This window comes from Amycolatopsis sp. NBC_01488 (assembly GCF_036227105.1).
GTDB lineage: Bacteria > Actinomycetota > Actinomycetes > Mycobacteriales > Pseudonocardiaceae > Amycolatopsis.
Map to the genome: position 1 here is coordinate 5637990 of NZ_CP109434.1, position 17302 is coordinate 5655291.

Here is a 17302-nt window from a genome sequence, read left to right on the forward strand (position 1 = left end):
GGGAGAACTTCGTGAACGACCGGCAACGCGCCCGCCGGGCGGCCCGTGCTCGGGGCCGCCGCCACACCGCCGCGGCGACGTGGGCCGCGGGCCTGGGCGGTACCGTCCTGGCCACGGTCTTCGGCGTGACGCTCGCCCAGCACGCCACCGCCGCGACGAGCGTCCCCGGCTCACCATCGCCTTCCGCGCCGGCACTGACGCCGCCTGCGCCGGCGGGCACTTCCGCGCCGCTGGTGACCACCCCCGGCCCGGCTTCGACCCCGGAGGCCCGGCCGCACCCCACGGCCTCGGCGCCCCGCGTCATTCACCCTCCCGCGCAGCCACCGGCCACCGGCGGCCACGGCGGCACGGCCGGAAGCTCCGGCGGATCATGACCACGACCACCGGGTCGTTCGCCCGTTCGCGCTTCCGCGCCCTGGGCACCACCGCCGAACTCACCGTCACGGATCCGGCGCGCCTGCCCGCCGCCGAGGAGCTGCTCCGGGCCGAGCTCCAGGCCGTCGACCGGGCGTGCAGCCGGTTCCGCGGCGATTCGGAGATCTCGTCCCTGCTCCGGCACCCCGGCTCGCCGGTCCGGATCAGCCCGCTGCTGGCCGAGGCGCTGCAGGTGGCGCTGCACGCCGCCGAACTCACCGATGGGCTCGTCGACCCGACGGTCGGTCAGGCCGTGTCCGACCTCGGCTACGACCGCGACTTCGACGAAATCGACCGGGACGCGGCCGCGGCGGCCACGCCGGCGGGTGCCGTTTCCGGGTGGTGGCGGATCATCCTGGACCACGCCCGTCGCGAGGTCGTCGTGCCCCGTGGCGTGCAGCTGGACCTGGGGGCCACCGCGAAGGCGTGGGCCGCCGACCGGGCGTGCGCCGCGATGGCGCGCGAACTCGGGTGCGGGGTGCTGGTCGGGCTGGGCGGCGACATCGCGGTCGCCGGTCCCGCTCCGGCCCAGGGATGGCAGGTGGTCGTCGGGGACGACCACGCCGCCACCGATCCCCGCCGTGACCCGGTGATCGCACTGGCCGGCGGCGGCTTGGCCACGTCGAGCACCGGGTGCCGCACCTGGCGGCGCGCCGGCCGGACCGTGCACCACATCGTCGACCCGCGCACCGGGGACATCCCGGACGTCTGCTGGCGGACCGTCAGCGTCGCCGCGGCCACCTGCGTCGACGCCAACACCGCCAGCACCGCGGCCGTCGTGCTCGGCGCGCGGGCACCGGCGTGGCTGGCGCGGCGCCGCCTGCCCGCCCGGCTGGTCACCATGGACGGGCACGTGGTGCGCGTCGCTGGATGGCCGGAAGGAGACCCGGCATGACCGCGTTGTGGTACGCCAGCCGGGCGACCGGGCTGGCCGCGCTGGTGTTGTTCACCGCCGTCGTGGTTCTCGGCACCGTCACCAGTGCCCGCGTCGCGTCCCCGAGGTGGCCCCGCTTCGCCATCGCGGCGGTGCACCGCAACCTGTCCCTGGTGACCGTCGTGTTCCTGGCGGTCCACATCGCGACGGCGGTCATCGACCCCTACGCGGGCATCGACCCCTACGCGGGCATCCGGTGGATCAGCGTCGTGGTCCCGTTCGTCTCGGCCTACCACCCCGTGTCGCTCGGGGTCGGCACCGTCGCGTTCGACCTGCTCGTCGCGGTGATCGTGTCGAGCCTGCTGCGACCGCGGATCAACGCCCGGCTCTGGAAAGCCGTGCACTGGACGGCGTACTTGTGCTGGCCCGCGGCGGTGGTGCACGGCCTGGAGATCGGCGGCGCCGATTCCGGTCTGACGTGGGTCCGCGCGCTGCTGGCGTCCTGCGTGATCGCCACGGTGGTCGCCGTGCTCTGGCGCGCGACGGTCCGCCACCCCGACACCGAGGCGCGGCGCGGAACACTGGGAGACGTGCGATGACCACCGCGCGGTACTCCAGGACGGACGGCGACGAGACCTTCGCGCCCGACCCGTCGTCTCCGCGGCGGCTGCTGGCGGGCTGGTCGCACACCCGGCAGCCGGCCGGCCTGGCCGCGCACCTCACCCGGTACGGCTCGGTGCCCCTCGAGCGCTACGCCGGGGGAAGTGGGCGCGAGCGCTTGCTGGCCGCGGTGGACGCGTCGGGCCTGCGCGGGCGAGGCGGTGCGGGGTTCCCCACCGGCCGCAAGCTGCGGGCCGTCGCGCAAGGTCGCCGTCCCGTCGTCGTGGCCAACGGGTGCGAGGCGAACCGGTCAGCGAGAAGGACCACGCACTGCTGAGCGTCGCACCCCACCTGGTCATCGACGGCGCCGTGCTGGCCGCCGCCGCGACCGGCGCGTCCGAAGTCATCCTGTGCGTGCACCGGAACGACCCGGTCACCGCCTCCGTCGGCAGGGCGCTGGCCGAGCGGCCCGGCGGCGAGATCCCGGTACGGCTGGTGCCCGTACCCGGCCGCTACGTGGCCAGCGAGGAGTCGGCGCTCGTCAACTTCCTGAACACCGGCGACGCGCGGCCGACCGCCAAGCCGCCGCGGCCGTTCGAACGCGGGGTGCGCGGCCGTCCCACCCTGATCGACAACGTCGAGACGCTCGCGCACCTGGCCCTGATCGCCCGGTACGGCCCGGACTGGTTCCGCGGCTGCGGCACCCCCGAGTCACCGGGCACCACCCTGGTCACGCTCGGCGGCAGCGTCGCCGGGCCGGGAGTGTACGAAGTCGCGCTCGGCACGCCGGTCGCCGACGTCCTCGCGCTGGCCGGCGGCCCGGACGAACGTCCCCAAGCGGTCCTGTTCGGCGGGTACGGCGGCGCGTGGCTCCCCGCCCCCGTCGCGGTCCACCAACGACTGACCCACGAGGACCTGCGCGCCGCCGGCGCCACGCTGGGGGTCGCCTCACTGACCGTGCTGCCCGCCCGGGCCTGCGGTCTGGCCGAGACCGCCCGCGTACTGCGGTACCTGGCCGGCGAATCGGCCCGCCAATGCGGACCGTGCATGTTCGGCCTGCCCGCCATCGCCGAAGACTTCACCGCCCTCGTCCTCGGCGGCCGCGGTGCGGCGCAGGCCGGGCAACGGCTCCGGCGCCGGCTCTCGGTCATCCCCGGGCGCGGCGCCTGCGCCCATCCCGACGGCGCGGTACGCCTGGCGGCCGGCGCTCTGCGGTGTTTCGGCAACGACCTGCGCGCCCACCTCGCGATGCGCCCGTGCGCGTGGGCCGCTCAGCCCTCGCTGCCGCTGCCTGACTGGGACCGGCGAAGCGGAGATTGGACGTGAACGGCAAGCAGGTGGAGGTCGACCCGATCGCCTGCCGGGCGCACGGAGTCTGCGCCGAGCTGCTGCCCGAAGTGATCGACCTCGACGAGTGGGGCTACCCGATCCTGCTCGACCGTCCCGTTCCGGCAGCGGTCCTGCCCGACGCGCGGGAAGCCGTCGCCGCCTGCCCGACGTTGGCACTCCGCCTCACGAATCGGCGCCGGTGAACCGGTCAGCGGTCGACGGGTCGGCGGTGACCGGTGGCCGCGACCCGCGCTTCGGCGCCCGTCCGGCTTCCGGCCGGGTCCACAAGCGACTCAGCGCAAACCGGCCCGGGCCGGTGAACGCGATGATCAGCAGCGCCCAGCAGAACAACGCCGCCGCCTCCCCGCCGTTTTGGATCGGCCACAACCCGTGCCACAAATGCACCGTGAAATACGTGAACGCCATCGAACCCGATCCCAGGATCGCGGCCGCGCGGGTGGCGGCCCCCACCATGACCAGGCCACCGCACACCAGCTGGATCGCCGCGGCCCACCAGCCCGGCCACTGCGCTACCGGAGTCGTCGCGTGCGCACCGAACAACCCGAACAGGCTCTTGATGCCGTGACAGGTGAACAAGAAGCCGATCACGATCCGGTACAGCCCGACGACGTGTTCGCGTGCGGGGTGAAGACGAAGCATGTGCCCTCCTGTTGCCACGGTTTGCGGCACGGTGAAACGCCCGCGGAAACGGGAAGAGAGTTGGTGGTCCGACTTCCGGAGTTCTGGCGTGGCCGCCATCAACGGGAAGCAGCTTGATTACGTATACCGTTGTTGACGATCGCGAGGATCCGACGAAAGTCGCAGTCGGGCGAAGTCTTACCGGCCTCTTACCCGGTGTGGCAGCTCGCGTCGGCCGACCTGGTGGACCCACTGCGCCGACCGGCCGCGCGCGGTGGGTTTCGCGTCGGCAGGCCGGGGCGGCATTCTTACTCTATTCTCACCGTTGTTACACCCGGTGTTCACTGGGCTCCGCCAAGATGATCACGTTCGCGGAAACCGACTCGCAAAGGACGTCATGACGACGATCAACGGCCTGCCGGCCCACATCCTGCTCGTGCACGCGATCGTCGTGCTGCTGCCGTTGAGCGCACTGCTGCTCGTGCTCAGCAGCCTCTGGCCGAAGGCGCGCGGCAAGCTCGCCGGACCCAACGCCATCCTGGCCGTTCTCGTGACGATCCTGGTGCCGATCACCACCGACGCGGGTGAATGGCTCGACCGGCGCGTGGCGAACACGCCCTTGCTGCGCGCCCACACCGAGCTCGGCGACACGGCCCTCTACGTCGCGATCCCGGTCGCCGTGCTCGCGCTCGTGGTGTGGTGGCGCCAGCGCGAACACACCGTCGCCGCACCGGATTCCGCCAAGTCCGAAGTGGACGGCGAAACGGCGGGGACCGGCGGTGGAACCGCCACCGCCGTTCGCCGTAAGACCTATCTCGCCCCCGCGTCGACGACGGTCACGACGGTGATCGCGGTTCTCGCCGTCCTCGCGGCCGGGGCGGCCTGCTACGACATCTACCGCATCGGTGACTCCGGCGCGCAAGCGGCCTGGCAAGGGAACTTCAGCCAGAACCCCGCCCCGGGCGACGGTCACTAGGCAAGCAAGGGGTTCGGTGTCCTGTCCTGGGTAGCCCGCTCTTCCGGCGCACGAGCTCGAGGATGTGTTCCGGGGAATGCGCGAAGGCTGGTGGCGCGGGTGCCGGGAAAAGCGGTCTGGGCGAGGCGGGCGAGCGAGTCGCCCGGCCACAGCTGGATGAGCAGACGGGCGCCGCGCTCGTAGAGGACGCTGGTGGCGTCGTGCCGGCGGACCGGGTGGGTGACCGGGTGGACGAGGTCCTCGCAGACGGCTGCGGCGGTGCGCAGGGCGCGGCCGCCGCGGTTGCCGGCCCAGACGGCGCCCATGCCGTACCCGCGCGGAAATGCCGTCCCCGTGCCACCAGGGTGTCGGTCGTTGCACCCCATCGTCCAGCGTGGACTCGGTCGTGCGGGGTCAGGAGCGCCGCGACCTGCGGCGCAACGTCATCGTGGACCCGCCTCGCTGAGTGGATGCAGCTTGATCGACGCACCCAGGTGAACGGATCCGCCGGCGTGGCCGGCGCACTCGGCGCAGGAATGGCCGGACGGCGCCGGCGGGAACAGCCGCTCGCTCGTGTCGGCGTCGCCGTCCGGAGGAGCACCGCGCTTCCCGGAAGACTCCATGGCCAGCAAGGCCGCGCCGTAGGCACCTGTGATCTGCGGGTGCTCGGGCACCCCGACTTCGAGGCCCAGGGCCCGCTCGAGAAAGCGTACGGCCGCCGCGTTCTGGGCGACACCGCCGGTCATCACCACCGGCGCGTGCCGGCCCACCTGGGCGACCAGCGCCAGGGTTCGTCCCGCGACCGCTCGGTGCACCGACGCCGCGATGTCGGCCGTGGAGTGGCCCTCCGCCAGCATCGAGATGATTTCCGTTTCGGCGAAGGTGGCGCACATGCTGCTGACCTCGAGGTTCTCGCTCCCGGTCAGCGCGAGCTCGCCGAGATCGCCGATGTCGCACTCGATGGCCCGCGCCAGGACTTCGTAGAAGCGGCCGGTGCCGCTGGCGCAGCGGTCGTTCATCGCGAAGTCGTCCACCAGCCCGTCGCCGTAGACGGTGATGGCCTTGCTGTCCTGGCCGCCGATGTCGATGATCAGCTTGACGCCCGGGCACATCGCCGCGGCGCCGCGGGCGTGGCACGTGATCTCGGTGAACGTCCGGTGCGCCCCGGGCACGAGCTTCCGCCCGTACCCGGTCGACACCGTGGCCGAGACGTCGTGTTCGGCGATGCCGGCTTCCGCCAAAGCGGCGTCGACGGCACGCTGCATTCCCGGCCGGCTCACCGCGCCCATCTGGACGACGCTGTGGCCGGCGAGGGAACCGCGACCGTCCACGACGACGGCTTTGGCGGTGGTCGATCCGAGATCGACACCCAGGTAATGGGTCATGAGACGGCCGAGTAGTCCTCCGGCAGCGCACCACGCTCGCGGCGGACGTCGATCGCCTCCAGCATGGCCACCAGCCGGCTCTCCAACACCCCGTCCTTGTAGAAGGAGGCGTCCGCGACGTCGCCTTCGAAGAAGATGGACGGAATACCGAGGTTGTCGCGTGCGGACTTCGCCAGCAGCCGCTGTGGCCCGGTGAAGGCGCGGCACGTGCGGGTCGAGTGGAAGACGATTCCGTCGAGGCCGTAGTCCCGGCAATCGCGCAGGGTCAGGTAGTCCAGGGTCTTGGCCCCGTGGTTCGTCGGGCACAGCAGGTAGTGCTGCGCCATGCCGCGCAACGGGTCCGCGGTGTCGATGAGGTGGGGTTCCTGCCAGAACGCGTTCTGGATGTAGCGCCCGGCCAGTACCGACGCGCCGTATTCGGCGAACTTCCTCGACAGGAAGCCGAGTTTGTTCCAGTTCATGATGCCGTCGAAGTACAGGCGGTACTTCTCCTCCTTCACGGCGGAGACGCCGTTGTCGACCCGGTCCTGGATCTCGTCGCGCACGGCCGCGAAGTAGTCCACCAGGTCCTGGTTGCCGGGGAGGAAGTTGATGGGGGCGACGCTGGCGATCCAGTCCCAGAAGGTGGCCGGGGCGGGGGTGGCCTTGCACAGTTCGAGGCCTTCGCGGCGCAGCTCGGCCGCGCGCTTGATGTGGGTCATGCTTTCGGACAGCGCGTCGTAGTCGAAGGGCCGGCCGGTCTGGTGCTCGAGGAAGCTGATGAGTTCGCGCAGCTGGTCGGTGACGAACGTGGACGCGTTCTCCCACTCTTCGCCCCGGAGGTAGCCGGCGTCGGGCTGGTTCCCCCAGAGGTACGGGTGGGAGATGTTGAAGATCGGCAGCTCCTTGCCGAAGATCCGGTAGGAGATGCCGTCCCACTGCTGCCCGGTGCTGCAGCCGGCGTAGTTGTTGACGAAGAAGTCCGGCGCCGGCAGCTTGGCGGCGAGCACCTCCTGGTCGTGCACGCCGACGACGCCGGTCTGGTCGCCTTCGGTGCCCTGCAAGGTGAGTACGGAACAGCCGAGGTGCGTCCGCGAGTACGAGCAAAGCTCGGAGTTGTAGCCGTACTCCGCTCCGGCCAGCTGCGCCGGACCCTCCAGCCGTTGCGCGGCCAGGCGGGCTGCGAACGCCTCGCCGTGGCACCACGCCAGGCCCGCGGCCTGGAAGATCGGGTTCAGCGCGCCGCCGTTGTACCAGACGATCTGCTTGCCCCGCTCCCGTGCGGTGAACAGATCCTCCCAGTAGTCCGTGATCATCTGGCCGCCCCGGCGGGTCACGCCCAGCCGGTTGCTCTTGTCCTCTACGGGCTTTTCGATGGTTTCCGACATTCGTCCTCCTGGGTGGTGGTCTCAGACCCGGACCGGCCGCCGCCGCCGGGCGCGTTCGACCACGGCTTCGATCCGGGTGCGGAAGGTTTCCAGCGGCATGCCTTCGTGCTCGGTTTCCAGCTGGAGCTGGGGAATGCCGGCGGCTTCGAGACTCTTCCGAAGTTCGGGGTAATAGAGCATGTGGGGCTCGCAGAACTTGGGCATGAGGTGGATGACGGCTTCGGCCCCGTTGTGGCGGACGGCGTCGACGAGGTAGGTGTCCCAGTCGACGTCCTGCTGGACGCGGGTCGGGCACGGGATGGTGACGTTGCGCCGCGCGTACCATTCGCCCAGAGCCTGCACCGGATCGCCGTCCTCGGCCACGTCCGTGGAGACGTACCGCCGACCGTAGTAGAGGTCGTCGTCGACGACGATCGCGCCGCTGTCCTCGATGACTACGAGCAGCTCACGCCGGGGCGCGTGGCACAGGTGGCCGGACAGGTGCACCCGCACCCGGTCGTCCCGTTCGGCGGCACGAGGTTCCGCCAGCACCGCGGCGAGGAGCGCGTGGTGCTCGCCGGGGTCCATGACCATGCTCGACGCGATGATGTCCTGGAGCTCGACCGGGCTGAAGGCGGCGTTGCCCGCACTGCGCTCGTCGAGCAGCCGGCGCATGAGCCGGCGGTCGCGGTTGTACGCCTCGATGCTCGCGCGGAGCGCTTCGGGTTCGACCGGGTTTCCGGTGAACGCCTCGACTTCCGCCCGGATCCGCCGCATCGTCTCGGCGATCTTGTCCGACGCCCACGGGTCGTTCATGGACGAGTTGAGCATGCCCAGGAAGACGGTCGTGTCCGGCTGCACCGCGCGCACGATGTCGGCGGCGCCGATCAGCTGGACGCAGTGGTCGGCCGTGAAGATCCCGTCGTAGACCGCCAGCCGGCCGGTCGCCGCCTGGTCGGCGAGGTTGCGGGTGTAGCCGCAGTAGAACTCCGCCAGCAGCGCGCGGCCTTCGGTGATCGGCTGCTGGTCGTCCGGGACGATCACCGGCAGTGCGCACGCCGCGTGCCCGAGTTCGCGGGGGAAGTTCATCGGCAGCACGCCCAGCACCGCCGCACCCGGGTGCTCGGACCGCCACCGCGCGATGTACGCACGCGGATCGCGTGCCGCCGCCACCAGTCGGGTCATGGCTGCCGCGTCGATCATCAGCGTGGTTCCTCTCGTGGGCGATACGGGATACTCTACGCATCGAGTAACTCAATCGCAATCGCCGTAGAGTATTGGAGTGCATCGCATGCAGCCGATCGCCAACCGCTACACCCGGCTCGTGGGCATCGACCACCCGATCGTCCAGGAAGGACTCGGGCCGTTCCGCACGCCCCGGCTGGCCGCCGCCGTATCGGAAGCCGGGGGACTGGGCACGGTTTCCATGCCCGGCATGCCCGAAGACATCGCGGCCGGCGCCCGGACGTTCCGCGAGCACATCCTGGAGTGCGCCTCCCTCACCGACCGGCCCTTCGCGGTGAACATCCCGGTCGGAGTCGACAGCAACGGCGACGTGCTCCCGTTCACCGACAGCTATCTCCGCACCGCCCTAGAAGTGCGCGAGGCCGAACCCGAGGTCGCGCGGCGGCTGCGCGTGATGACCACGTCGGCCGGCTTCCCGGGGAGGTACGTCTCGCTGATCAAGGACGCCGGAATGGTCCACCAGCACAAGGTGGGCTCGACGCGACAGGCCGTGAAGGCGGCCGAAGCCGGCGTCGACGTCGTGATCGCGGCGGGGTTCGAAATGGGCGGCCATGCACCGAGCAAGGCGGTCCACACCTTCGTGCTCGTGCCGAACGTGACCGAAGCCGTCGATGTCCCGGTCCTGCTCACCGGCGGGGCCCGCGACGGCCGGGGGCTCGCCGCGGCGCTCGCCCTCGGTGCCGACGGGGTCGCGATGGGGACGAGGTTCATCACCAGCACGGACAACTCGGACTGGCACCCGGCGTACCTCCAGGCCCTGCTGGACGCGCGGGAAGGCGACGACGTCGCGTTCGAAGGTGTCTACGGCCCGTGCCGCGGCCTCCGCAATGCCGCGTCGCAAAGCCTCGCCGACCACGCCGGAACCGACCCGGTCGAGCTGACCCGGTGGAAGATCGAGTCGATGCAGCGCGCGCAGACCGAAGGCGACACCGTGAACAGCCTGGTGATGACCGGTCAGGTGGCGGCCGGGATCACCGACCTCATCACGGTCGCCGAGTTCGTGCCTCGCATGGCCGCCGAGGCGGCCGAAGTCCTGCGGTCCCTGGCGTCGTAGCCCGGTGTCAGTCCGGGATGTGGTGGTGCACCGTCGCGACCACGCACGGTTTGCCCGCCCGGTTGGCGCCCGTGACCCGGGTGACGGCCATCCGCCGGCCGGCGGTCACGACGTCGGCCCGGAAGGTGGCGATCTCCCCGTGCGGGAGCGGGCGCGGGTAGGTGGCCGTCAACGACGCCGGGACGAAGTCCGGCCGCGCGAGCGCCGCGCCGGCCGTGAGTTCGGCCAGCCACAACGAGATCCCGCCGTGCAGCGTGCCGATCGGGTTGACCAGGTCGTCGCCGACGTCGACCCGCAGCTCGGCGCGTCCGTCCGCGGCGGACACCTGTTCGCGGATCTTGTCGAGGAGCCCGGCGGTCGGCGTGCCGGTGGGCCGGCCCTCGGGCGGCGGCCCGGAAAGCTCTATGTAGCGTCCCCACTGGCGGCAGCGGGACACCAGCCGGCCCTGCTCGTCGAAGATCGATCCCTCGGCGAGGCCCGCTGCCGACGTCGTGTGCACCGTTCGCCCCTCGGCGCGCAGGGTCGTCCCGTCGACGGGTGGCAGCTGGAAGAAGTCGAGGGAAATCTCGGCGCTCACTGACCAGAGTCCCGCGGGCGCGCCCACGATCAGGGCGTACCCGAGGACGTTGTCCGCGAGCACGCCCAGCGAACCCGCGCTGCTCGACCACGGCCCGGTGGTCATCTCGGCCCGGACTCCGTCGTCGAAGACCGTGACCGCGAACAAGGCTTCCGGGCCGCCGCCCACGACGACTGCAGCTGGTGGATTCAACGAGATTCCCTTGGTGATCGTGAGCGGGTCAGACGGCGTTCAGCTCGCCGAAGCGGCGCCGGACGATCGGCGTCCACTCCGCGCGGAAGGCTTCGATCCGCCGGGCCACCCGCCGGCCGACCCAGTCGGGCAGCAGCGCCTCCGGGAGCTGCGGATCCACCCGCGGGAACTCCTGCCACTCGCTGACCAGCCGGATGTGGGCGGTCAGGATCTCGTCGTCGCCGTCCGGGCGCAGGTCGTTCATGGCCGCCCAGACCTCCTCGTACCGGGTCCGCAGCGCGTCGAGGTCCCAGCCCCGCGCCACGATCTCCTCGCGGGGGAGCCCCACCGCGTCCAGATTGCCGGTGAAGGCGACCGTGTGCTGCCGGAGGTCCAGTTCGTCGAGGAGCCGGCCGACCTCTCCGGCGCGTTCGACGTGCGGGGTCAGCCACAGCCCGGGCACGGGGTTCCCGAATCCGGCCCAGGTGAGCCCGGCGTACAGCGGACGCCGGGCGCTGCGCAGCGACTGCGGGATGCTGGTCCACAGCGCCAGCCAGGTGCCGTCCCAGCTGCTGAAGGGGTCGCTCAGCGAGTAGACGCGACCGGACCCGGTCTCGAAGATGTGGATCAGCTTGTCGCTCAACGTCCAGCGGACTTCGCGGCCGTGGCGCTCCGGGACGATCCACTCGGAACCCGACGCCCGGGCGATGGCCTGCCGCGCGGTCTGCTCTTCGAAGCCCGCCGCTTTGAGGATGTGCACCAGCGTCGCGGTCCAGACGGGCTCCTCGGTCGGCCACACCAGCTCACCGAGGATCGTGATCAGCAGTGACCGCGCGCTTCCGTGCGCGAGCGCCGAGTCGGTCGACGGCGTCTCGAGGGCCCCAGGGGTCGGCATGGCTGGAGATTCTACAGGCCGTGTGACCGGATTCGCAGCCGTGTATGGCGAACACCTCAGGCGGCGGAGATCCCGCCGTTCACGCTGATGGCCTGGCCGGTGAGCTTCGCGGCCGCGGGGCCACCCAGGAAGACGATGAGCGCGGCGAGGTCGGCCGGCTCGGCGACACCCAGGTGCGCCTGGCTCGCGGCCTTCTCGAACAGCTTCTTGCTGAACCCGTCCCGCAGGACGTTGTCGGCGGTCGGCGTGCCCGAGATCAGGGACGGCGTCACGGCGTTGACGCGCACCCCGTCGCGCTTCGCCTCGATGGCGGTGACCCGCGAGAACATCACGATGGCCGCCATCGCGGCGCCCAGCACGGCCTCCCCTGGGGTAGCCACCTTGGCGGCGTCGGACGCGATGTTCACGATGCTGCCCCCGCCCTGCTCCCGCATCAGCGGCAGGACCGCCCGGGTCAGGTGCATCGGCGGGAGCGCCTGCCGGGTCAAGATCCCCTCGACGTCGGCCTGCGGGGTCAGGTGCAGTAGTTCCGGCCGATAGGTGGCGGTCGTCGAGTTCACCAGCACGTCGATGCCCGCCAGGGTCCGGTGCGCCTCGGCGACGGAGGCGTTGACCTGGGCGAGGTCTTCGGCGTCGGTGGGGATGAACACCACCTCGGCGGCCGGGTGCCGCTCCAGGACGCGTTCGCGGGCGAGCTTCCCGCGCTCGGTGTTGCGGGCGAGCAGGGCGATGCGCCGGACGCCGGCGTCCGCGAAGGCCAGCGCGGTGGCCAGTCCCACGCCGGAGGTGCCGCCGGTGATGACGACGGCGGAGTCGGGGTAGTCGCGGACGAGCGGCATGGATACCTCCGGTGATCTGCTGATCAACTACGTATGATGCAACCTCATTGCTGAGTCTGTCATATAAATTCCGGTCAGACCATTCCTATTGTCGGACCGTCGAGGTAGTGTCCGGTGGCCCCGGTCACACCACGTACAAAGGAGTAAGGGATGGGCGGCGTGCGGGTTCTCGAAACGTCCTACTGGCCGGCCGAGCCGGGCGAGGTGCACGACGTCACGGTGTGCGACACCCTGCGGCACGCCGCGGCGACCGTGCCGGACCGGGTGGCGCTGGTCGACTGCGCGAAGGATCCCGGCGCGCGGAAGTCGTGGACCTACGCCGAGTTCCTCGCCGACGCCGAGCGCGTCGCTCAGGCGCTGCTGGAGAAGTTCGAGCCCGGCGACCGGATCGCCGTCTGGGCCCCGAACAGCGCGGCGTGGATCGTCCTGCAGCAGGGCGTGGCGCTGGCGGGCATGGTGCTCGTGGCGCTCAACCCCGCCTACCGGGCCCGGGAAGTCGGCTTCGTGCTCCGCCAGTCCGGGGCCGTGGGCATGTTCTGCCCCGCCGGCCACCGCGGGTTCGACATGCGCGGCATGCTCGACGACATCCGCGGCGAGACCCCGGAGCTCCGGGAGATCGTCACGTTCGACGACTGGGACGCGTTCGTCGCGAGCGGTGACCCGGCGCGCGAACTGCCCGTCGTGCGTCCGGGGGACGTGCTCCAGATCCAGTACACCTCGGGGACCACCGGCTTCCCCAAAGGGGCGATGCTGCACCACAAAGGACTCGTGAACGAGGCCCGGCACGTGGCCGAGCGGGCCGGGATGGCCGATGGCGGCGTGTACGTCAACGCGATGCCGATGTACCACATCGGCGGCGGCGCGGTGACCTCCCTCGGGGCGTGGGCCAAGCGCGGCACGTTCGTCATCCTGCCCAGGTTCGACCCCGGGCTGCTGCTCGAGGCGTTCGAGACCTACCGCGGCACGCACACCCTGGTGGTCCCGACCATGCTGATCGCGCTGCTGGACCACCCCGATCTCGTGACCCGCGACCTGTCGAGCCTGCGGACGATCATGAGCGGCGCGGCGGCGGTGCCCGCGGCGCTCGTGCGCAAGACGCAGGCCGCGCTCGGCTGCCAGTTCAGCATCCTCTTCGGACAGACCGAAGCCCACGGCGTCGTCAGCCAGACCCGGGTCACCGACACCCCGGAGGACCAGGCGGAGACCGTCGGCCAGCCGCTCCCGCAGCTCGAGGTCAAGATCGCCGACCCGCTGACCGGCGTCCCGGTGCCGCTGCACGAGAGCGGTGAGATCTGCTGCCGCGGCTACCAGAACATGCTGGGGTACCACGGCATGGCCGCGGAGACGGCGGCGGCGATCGACGCGGACGGCTGGCTGCACATGGGCGACATCGGCGCCATGGACGAGCGCGGCTTCCTCAAGATCCGCGGCCGCAGCAAGGACATGATCATCCGCGGCGGGATGAACATCTACCCCGCCGAGATCGAAGGCACGCTCCAGGAACACCCCGCGATCGAATACGCCGCGGCGATCGGCGTGCCCGACGCGACGTGGGGCGAGCAGATCGGCGCGGTGCTTCAGCTCCGGGCCGGGTTCGAGCGCCCGTCGGTGGAGGAGCTGACCGGCTTCCTGCGGTCCCAGCTCGCGCCGCACAAGACGCCGGTGTTCTGGGCGTTCGTCGACGAACTGCCGGCGACCCCCAGCGGCAAGATCCAGAAGTTCGTCCTCCGCGAGCGCGCCGAGCAGGGCTCGCTCACCTTCGACGTCATCCGGTCGACGAGCGCGACCACCCGCTGACCCCGGTTCGAGTGGAGTTGACATGGCAGCACCCAGTCCCCGTCGGGCGGCCTCGGCCGCGTTCCTCGGCTCCGTCGTGGAGTACTACGACCTCGTCATCTACGGCACCGCTTCGGCGCTGGTGTTCGGAAAGCTCTTCTTCCACGGCGCCGGCCCGCAGGTGGCGCTCGTGCTGTCCCTGGCGACGTTCGCCAGCGGCTACCTCGTCCGCCCGCTCGGCGGCCTGCTCTTCGGCTACATCGGCGACCGGCGCGGCCGGCGCACGGCGGTGCTCCTGACGATCGCGCTGATGGGCGTCGCGACGGTCCTCGTCGGCCTGCTGCCCGGCTACGAAGCGATCGGTCCACTGGCGCCGGTGCTGCTGGTGGTGCTCAGGCTCGGTCAGGGGCTGGCCGTCGGCGGCGAGCTCGGGGGAGCCGTGCTCATCTCGGTCGAGCACGCCCCCGCAGGCAAGCGCGGCTTCTACGGCAGCTTTTCGACGGCGGGTGCCCAGGCCGGCACCGTCCTGGCGACCGCGGTGTTCGCGCTCGTCACGCTGCTTCCCCAGGCCCAGCTCGAATCCTGGGGCTGGCGGGTCCCGTTCCTGGGCAGCGCCTTGATCGTCCTGGTCGGCCTGCTGCTGCGCTACGGCCTGGAAGAGACGCCCGACTTCGTCGCGTCCGGCGAGCGAGCCAGGCCGATCCGCACCGCGCTCACGCGGTATCCGCGCGCCATCCTCGGCATCGTCCTCGTGATGGCCGGGATGATGTCGATCTGGTACGTCCTCACCATCTACAGCCTCAGCTACGCGGTGAACACCGCCGGGGTCGACCGCACCACGATGCTGTGGGTCATCACGGTTGCGACGTTCCTCGTCGTCGTGATGAATCCGGTGTGGGGCGCGCTGTCGGACCGCGTGCACCGCGGCCGCCTGCTGGCCGCCGGCCTGCTGGTGGAAGGCGGCCTGCTGGCCGTTTACTTCGTGGCGCTGGACAGCCGCAGCGTGCCGTTCATCTTCGGCGCTCTGCTCGCGGTCGCCGGACTCGGCCACGCGGCCGCGAACGGGATTTTCCCGGCGTTCATCGTGGACTGCCTGCCGACCGAGGTCCGCTACACCGCGGGATCTCTCGGCATGCAGGTCGCCGGAGTGATCGCCGGCTTCGCGCCGCTGACCGCGGTCGCGCTCGAAGACTCCGTGTTCGGGATCTGGACGATCATCGTCGTCTGCCTCGCGCTGTGCGTCGCCGGCGCGGGCGCCGCCCTCGCCCTGTACCGGTCGCGGGAAACGCTGCCGGCGGCCGTGCCGGTGGCCGTCGCGGTGGAGTCGTGAACCGCAGGTCCGAACCGGTGCGGCGCCGGCTGACCTCGCTCGCGGACGTCGCGGCCGTCGAATCGTGCCCACCGGAGGACCTGCGTCCCGCCGACACGATCCTCGGGTGCCTGTCCGCCGCGGCCGCCCTTGACCCGGAGAAGCCGGCCATCGTGCTCGTCGAACCACCGGATTTCCTTGCCCCGGCGCGGATCGTGACCTACCGGGAGCTGGTGCGCGAGGTCGAGCTGTCGGCTCGCCTGTTCCGCGCCTGCGGTGGCGTCATCGCGTTGATGCTGCCGATGGTGCCCGAAGGGCTGACCGCGCTGTGGGGTGCGGCTACGTCGGGCGTCGCCGTGCCGCTCAACCCGTTCCTCGAACCCGCGTCCCTGCACCGGATCCTGAACGAGGTCGGCGCGACGACGCTGGTGACCACCCCGGAGATCGCCGAGGGCAAAGAAGATCCGCGTGACCACGTGCCGAGCCTGCGACACGTGTTCCACGTCGGCGACGACTTCGCCGCCGCCGTCCGCGCGCACGAGGACGACGTCCAGGTCTTCGACCCCGATCCCGACCGGATGGTCATGGCGATGCCGACCGGCGGCACCACCGGCACCCCGAAGCTCGTGCGGATGACCCAGCGCGGGCAGCTCACCGTGGCGTGGAACGTCGGCGCCCTGATGGGTTCGGAGCGCGCCGGCGTCGTCGGGCACGGGATGCCGAACTTCCACTGTGGAGGGTCGCTTTCCCTGGGCCTGCGCGCGATGCTGTTCGGCCAGACCCTGCTCACGCTCACCACGGCGGGGTTCCGTTCGCGCGAGGTCGTGGCGTCCTTCTGGGACATCGCCCGCCACTACCGCATCACCTCCCTGCTGGCCACGCCGACGACGGCGCGAGCCATCCTGGACGCGGGCGGCGACGCCGAAGGGCACTGCTTGGCCGACTTCCACGTCGGCGGCAGCCAGCTGCCGGTCGCGCTCGCCACGGAGTTCCACGACCGCTTCGGCGTGTGGCTGCGGGAAAACTGGGGCATGACCGAACTGCACGGCACGATCACCGGGCACTACAACGACGGCACCCGCCCGCGGATCGGGTCCGCGGGCCGGGCGTTGCCGCACTTCCGCGTCCGTGCGGTCGAACTCGACGGGGCCGGCGGAGTCGTCCGCGAATGCGCGCCCGGCGAGCGTGGCGCGCTGGTCATCGGCGGACCGTCCGTGACCGACGGATACCTCGACAGCGCGCAGGACGCCGCGCTCCACGTCCGCTACGAGGGCACTCGGTGGGCCGATACCGGCGATCTGGGCACCGTCGACGAGGACGGCTATGTCTGGATTTCCGGCCGGGCCAAGGACCTCATCATCCGCGGCGGCCACAACATCGATCCCGGGCAGATCGAGGAGGCGCTGTCCCGCCACCCGGACGTGAGCATGGCGGCGGCGGTCGGGCGGCCCGCCGCAGGCAAAGGCGAGGTGCCGGTGGCCTACGTCGAGCTGAAGAACGGAGCCGCGGCGCGACCGGAAGCGCTGCTGGCCTTCTGCCGCGCGCACGTGCAGGAGCGGGCCGCCGTGCCGGTCGAGGTCGTCGTGCTGGAGCGGCTACCGGTGACGCCGGTCGGCAAGGTCGCCAAACCGGCGCTGCGCCGGGACGCGTTGCGCCGGGAGATCCGGGCGCTGGTCGCCGAGCTGTCGGGCCGCGAGCACGACCACGGCGTGCACGTCGAAGACTCCGGCCCCCGGCCACGCGTGATCGTCTCGCTGCCGGAAGGCGGTCGGGGATTCGCTGACCTGCTGAGCAGCCGGCTGGCGGCCTACGAATTCCTGAGCGAAGTCCGGGTCGGCTGACTCTTGCTCTAAAAGGTCAGTCCATTATATCGTTCGACCAGTTTCAGTGTGGT

Annotated in this window: 18 protein-coding genes and 1 pseudogene; 11 read left to right on the forward strand and 8 right to left on the reverse strand. The window is 71.2% G+C overall.

The genetic code is table 11. The features are described 5' to 3' along the window. The first annotated feature begins 11 nt into the window (after positions 1-11). The 6 genes and pseudogenes from OG738_RS26850 to OG738_RS26875 all read left to right on the forward strand — a co-directional run bounded on the left by OG738_RS26850 (position 12) and on the right by OG738_RS26875 (position 3420). Positions 12-374, forward strand: a complete 363-nt coding sequence (locus OG738_RS26850; protein WP_329044999.1) for a hypothetical protein — start codon at positions 12-14, stop codon at positions 372-374. Further along, positions 371-1309, forward strand: a complete 939-nt coding sequence (locus OG738_RS26855) for an FAD:protein FMN transferase (protein WP_329045000.1) — start codon at positions 371-373, stop codon at positions 1307-1309. Before OG738_RS26850 ends, OG738_RS26855 begins: the two co-directional genes overlap by 4 nt. Continuing rightward, complete coding sequence (locus OG738_RS26860; protein ID WP_329045001.1) at positions 1306-1887, forward strand: ferric reductase-like transmembrane domain-containing protein; 582 nt, start codon at positions 1306-1308, stop codon at positions 1885-1887. Before OG738_RS26855 ends, OG738_RS26860 begins: the two co-directional genes overlap by 4 nt. Further along, positions 1884-2485 (forward strand): annotated as a pseudogene (locus tag OG738_RS26865) (NADH-ubiquinone oxidoreductase-F iron-sulfur binding region domain-containing protein); the annotation flags it as partial. The gene OG738_RS26860 and the pseudogene OG738_RS26865, both read left to right, overlap by 4 nt. Before the next feature lie 165 nt (positions 2486-2650). After that, on the forward strand, positions 2651-3214 hold the full coding sequence (locus tag OG738_RS44725; protein WP_442875956.1) for an NADH-ubiquinone oxidoreductase-F iron-sulfur binding region domain-containing protein: 564 nt from the start codon (positions 2651-2653) through the stop codon (positions 3212-3214). Continuing rightward, the gene (locus tag OG738_RS26875) at positions 3211-3420 is read left to right on the forward strand and encodes a ferredoxin (protein ID WP_329045003.1); all 210 of its coding nucleotides are present in this window, start codon (positions 3211-3213) and stop codon (positions 3418-3420) included. The genes OG738_RS44725 and OG738_RS26875 overlap by 4 nt, the downstream gene beginning before the upstream one ends. On the opposite strand, the gene OG738_RS26880 is transcribed toward OG738_RS26875, so the two are convergent. Continuing rightward, positions 3401-3976, reverse strand: a complete 576-nt coding sequence (locus OG738_RS26880) for a DoxX family protein (RefSeq protein WP_442875811.1) — start codon at positions 3974-3976, stop codon at positions 3401-3403. The two genes, OG738_RS26875 and OG738_RS26880, sit on opposite strands and share 20 nt — an antisense overlap. 277 nt (positions 3977-4253) lie before the next feature. Between OG738_RS26880 and OG738_RS26885 the strand changes: the two genes are divergently transcribed. After that, positions 4254-4832: a hypothetical protein gene (locus OG738_RS26885; protein ID WP_329045004.1), complete on the forward strand. Its 579-nt coding sequence runs from the start codon at positions 4254-4256 to the stop codon at positions 4830-4832. On the opposite strand, the gene OG738_RS26890 is transcribed toward OG738_RS26885, so the two are convergent. From OG738_RS26890 to OG738_RS26905, 4 genes are all read right to left on the reverse strand, one after another. After that, the gene (locus tag OG738_RS26890; RefSeq protein WP_329045005.1) at positions 4829-5137 is read right to left on the reverse strand and encodes a hypothetical protein; all 309 of its coding nucleotides are present in this window, start codon (positions 5135-5137) and stop codon (positions 4829-4831) included. The two genes, OG738_RS26885 and OG738_RS26890, sit on opposite strands and share 4 nt — an antisense overlap. A 117-nt stretch (positions 5138-5254) precedes the next feature. After that, a complete protein-coding gene (locus tag OG738_RS26895) occupies positions 5255-6196 on the reverse strand; it encodes an acyl-CoA dehydratase activase (RefSeq protein ID WP_329045006.1) in 942 nt (313 codons plus the stop codon). Next, the gene (locus OG738_RS26900) at positions 6193-7563 is read right to left on the reverse strand and encodes a 2-hydroxyacyl-CoA dehydratase subunit D (protein ID WP_329045008.1); all 1371 of its coding nucleotides are present in this window, start codon (positions 7561-7563) and stop codon (positions 6193-6195) included. The genes OG738_RS26895 and OG738_RS26900 overlap by 4 nt, the downstream gene beginning before the upstream one ends. Before the next feature lie 21 nt (positions 7564-7584). Continuing rightward, positions 7585-8745 carry a 2-hydroxyacyl-CoA dehydratase subunit D gene (locus OG738_RS26905; RefSeq protein ID WP_329045009.1) on the reverse strand — a complete coding sequence of 387 codons (1161 nt, stop codon included), beginning with the start codon at positions 8743-8745 and terminating at the stop codon, positions 7585-7587. Between the two features lie 88 nt (positions 8746-8833). Here OG738_RS26905 and OG738_RS26910 point away from each other — a divergent pair, with 88 nt between their 5' ends. After that, entirely contained in the window at positions 8834-9841 is a 1008-nt protein-coding gene (locus OG738_RS26910; RefSeq protein ID WP_329056849.1) for an NAD(P)H-dependent flavin oxidoreductase, read from the forward strand. A gap of 7 nt (positions 9842-9848) precedes the next feature. Here OG738_RS26910 and OG738_RS26915 read toward each other — a convergent pair whose 3' ends face one another. From OG738_RS26915 to OG738_RS26925, 3 genes are read right to left on the reverse strand one after another with little or no spacing between them, the layout of a single operon-like run. Next, positions 9849-10610 carry a PaaI family thioesterase gene (locus OG738_RS26915; protein WP_329045010.1) on the reverse strand — a complete coding sequence of 254 codons (762 nt, stop codon included), beginning with the start codon at positions 10608-10610 and terminating at the stop codon, positions 9849-9851. Between the two features lie 28 nt (positions 10611-10638). Further along, complete coding sequence (locus OG738_RS26920; RefSeq protein ID WP_329045011.1) at positions 10639-11484, reverse strand: PaaX family transcriptional regulator; 846 nt, start codon at positions 11482-11484, stop codon at positions 10639-10641. 56 nt (positions 11485-11540) lie between these two features. Then, a complete protein-coding gene (locus OG738_RS26925; RefSeq protein ID WP_329045012.1) occupies positions 11541-12323 on the reverse strand; it encodes an SDR family NAD(P)-dependent oxidoreductase in 783 nt (260 codons plus the stop codon). A gap of 150 nt (positions 12324-12473) precedes the next feature. On the opposite strand from OG738_RS26925, the gene OG738_RS26930 reads away from it, so the two are divergent. The 3 genes from OG738_RS26930 to OG738_RS26940 are packed head-to-tail and all read left to right on the forward strand — an operon-like array spanning position 12474 to position 17249. Then, complete coding sequence (locus OG738_RS26930) at positions 12474-14120, forward strand: class I adenylate-forming enzyme family protein (protein WP_329045013.1); 1647 nt, start codon at positions 12474-12476, stop codon at positions 14118-14120. Positions 14121-14142: 22 nt separating this feature from the next. Further along, on the forward strand, positions 14143-15429 hold the full coding sequence (locus OG738_RS26935; RefSeq protein WP_329045015.1) for an MFS transporter: 1287 nt from the start codon (positions 14143-14145) through the stop codon (positions 15427-15429). Continuing rightward, positions 15426-17249, forward strand: coding sequence for an AMP-binding protein (locus tag OG738_RS26940; RefSeq protein WP_329045016.1), 1824 nt, complete (start codon positions 15426-15428; stop codon positions 17247-17249). Before OG738_RS26935 ends, OG738_RS26940 begins: the two co-directional genes overlap by 4 nt. Positions 17250-17302 lie beyond the last annotated feature (53 nt).

What these genes read in the sequence shown, in the direction of transcription:
- OG738_RS26855 (WP_329045000.1), top strand. Translation starts at nt 371, where the DNA reads ATGACCACGACCACCGGGTCGTTCGCCCGTTCGCGCTTCCGCGCCCTG.
- OG738_RS26860 (WP_329045001.1), top strand. Translation starts at nt 1,306, where the DNA reads ATGACCGCGTTGTGGTACGCCAGCCGGGCGACCGGGCTGGCCGCGCTG.
- OG738_RS26880 (WP_442875811.1), bottom strand. Translation starts at nt 3,976, where the DNA reads ATGGCGGCCACGCCAGAACTCCGGAAGTCGGACCACCAACTCTCTTCC.
- OG738_RS26885 (WP_329045004.1), top strand. Translation starts at nt 4,254, where the DNA reads ATGACGACGATCAACGGCCTGCCGGCCCACATCCTGCTCGTGCACGCG.
- OG738_RS26890 (WP_329045005.1), bottom strand. Translation starts at nt 5,137, where the DNA reads ATGGGCGCCGTCTGGGCCGGCAACCGCGGCGGCCGCGCCCTGCGCACC.
- OG738_RS26895 (WP_329045006.1), bottom strand. Translation starts at nt 6,196, where the DNA reads ATGACCCATTACCTGGGTGTCGATCTCGGATCGACCACCGCCAAAGCC.
- OG738_RS26900 (WP_329045008.1), bottom strand. Translation starts at nt 7,563, where the DNA reads ATGTCGGAAACCATCGAAAAGCCCGTAGAGGACAAGAGCAACCGGCTG.
- OG738_RS26905 (WP_329045009.1), bottom strand. Translation starts at nt 8,745, where the DNA reads ATGATCGACGCGGCAGCCATGACCCGACTGGTGGCGGCGGCACGCGAT.
- OG738_RS26910 (WP_329056849.1), top strand. Translation starts at nt 8,834, where the DNA reads ATGCAGCCGATCGCCAACCGCTACACCCGGCTCGTGGGCATCGACCAC.
- OG738_RS26920 (WP_329045011.1), bottom strand. Translation starts at nt 11,484, where the DNA reads ATGCCGACCCCTGGGGCCCTCGAGACGCCGTCGACCGACTCGGCGCTC.
- OG738_RS26925 (WP_329045012.1), bottom strand. Translation starts at nt 12,323, where the DNA reads ATGCCGCTCGTCCGCGACTACCCCGACTCCGCCGTCGTCATCACCGGC.
- OG738_RS26930 (WP_329045013.1), top strand. Translation starts at nt 12,474, where the DNA reads ATGGGCGGCGTGCGGGTTCTCGAAACGTCCTACTGGCCGGCCGAGCCG.
- OG738_RS26935 (WP_329045015.1), top strand. Translation starts at nt 14,143, where the DNA reads ATGGCAGCACCCAGTCCCCGTCGGGCGGCCTCGGCCGCGTTCCTCGGC.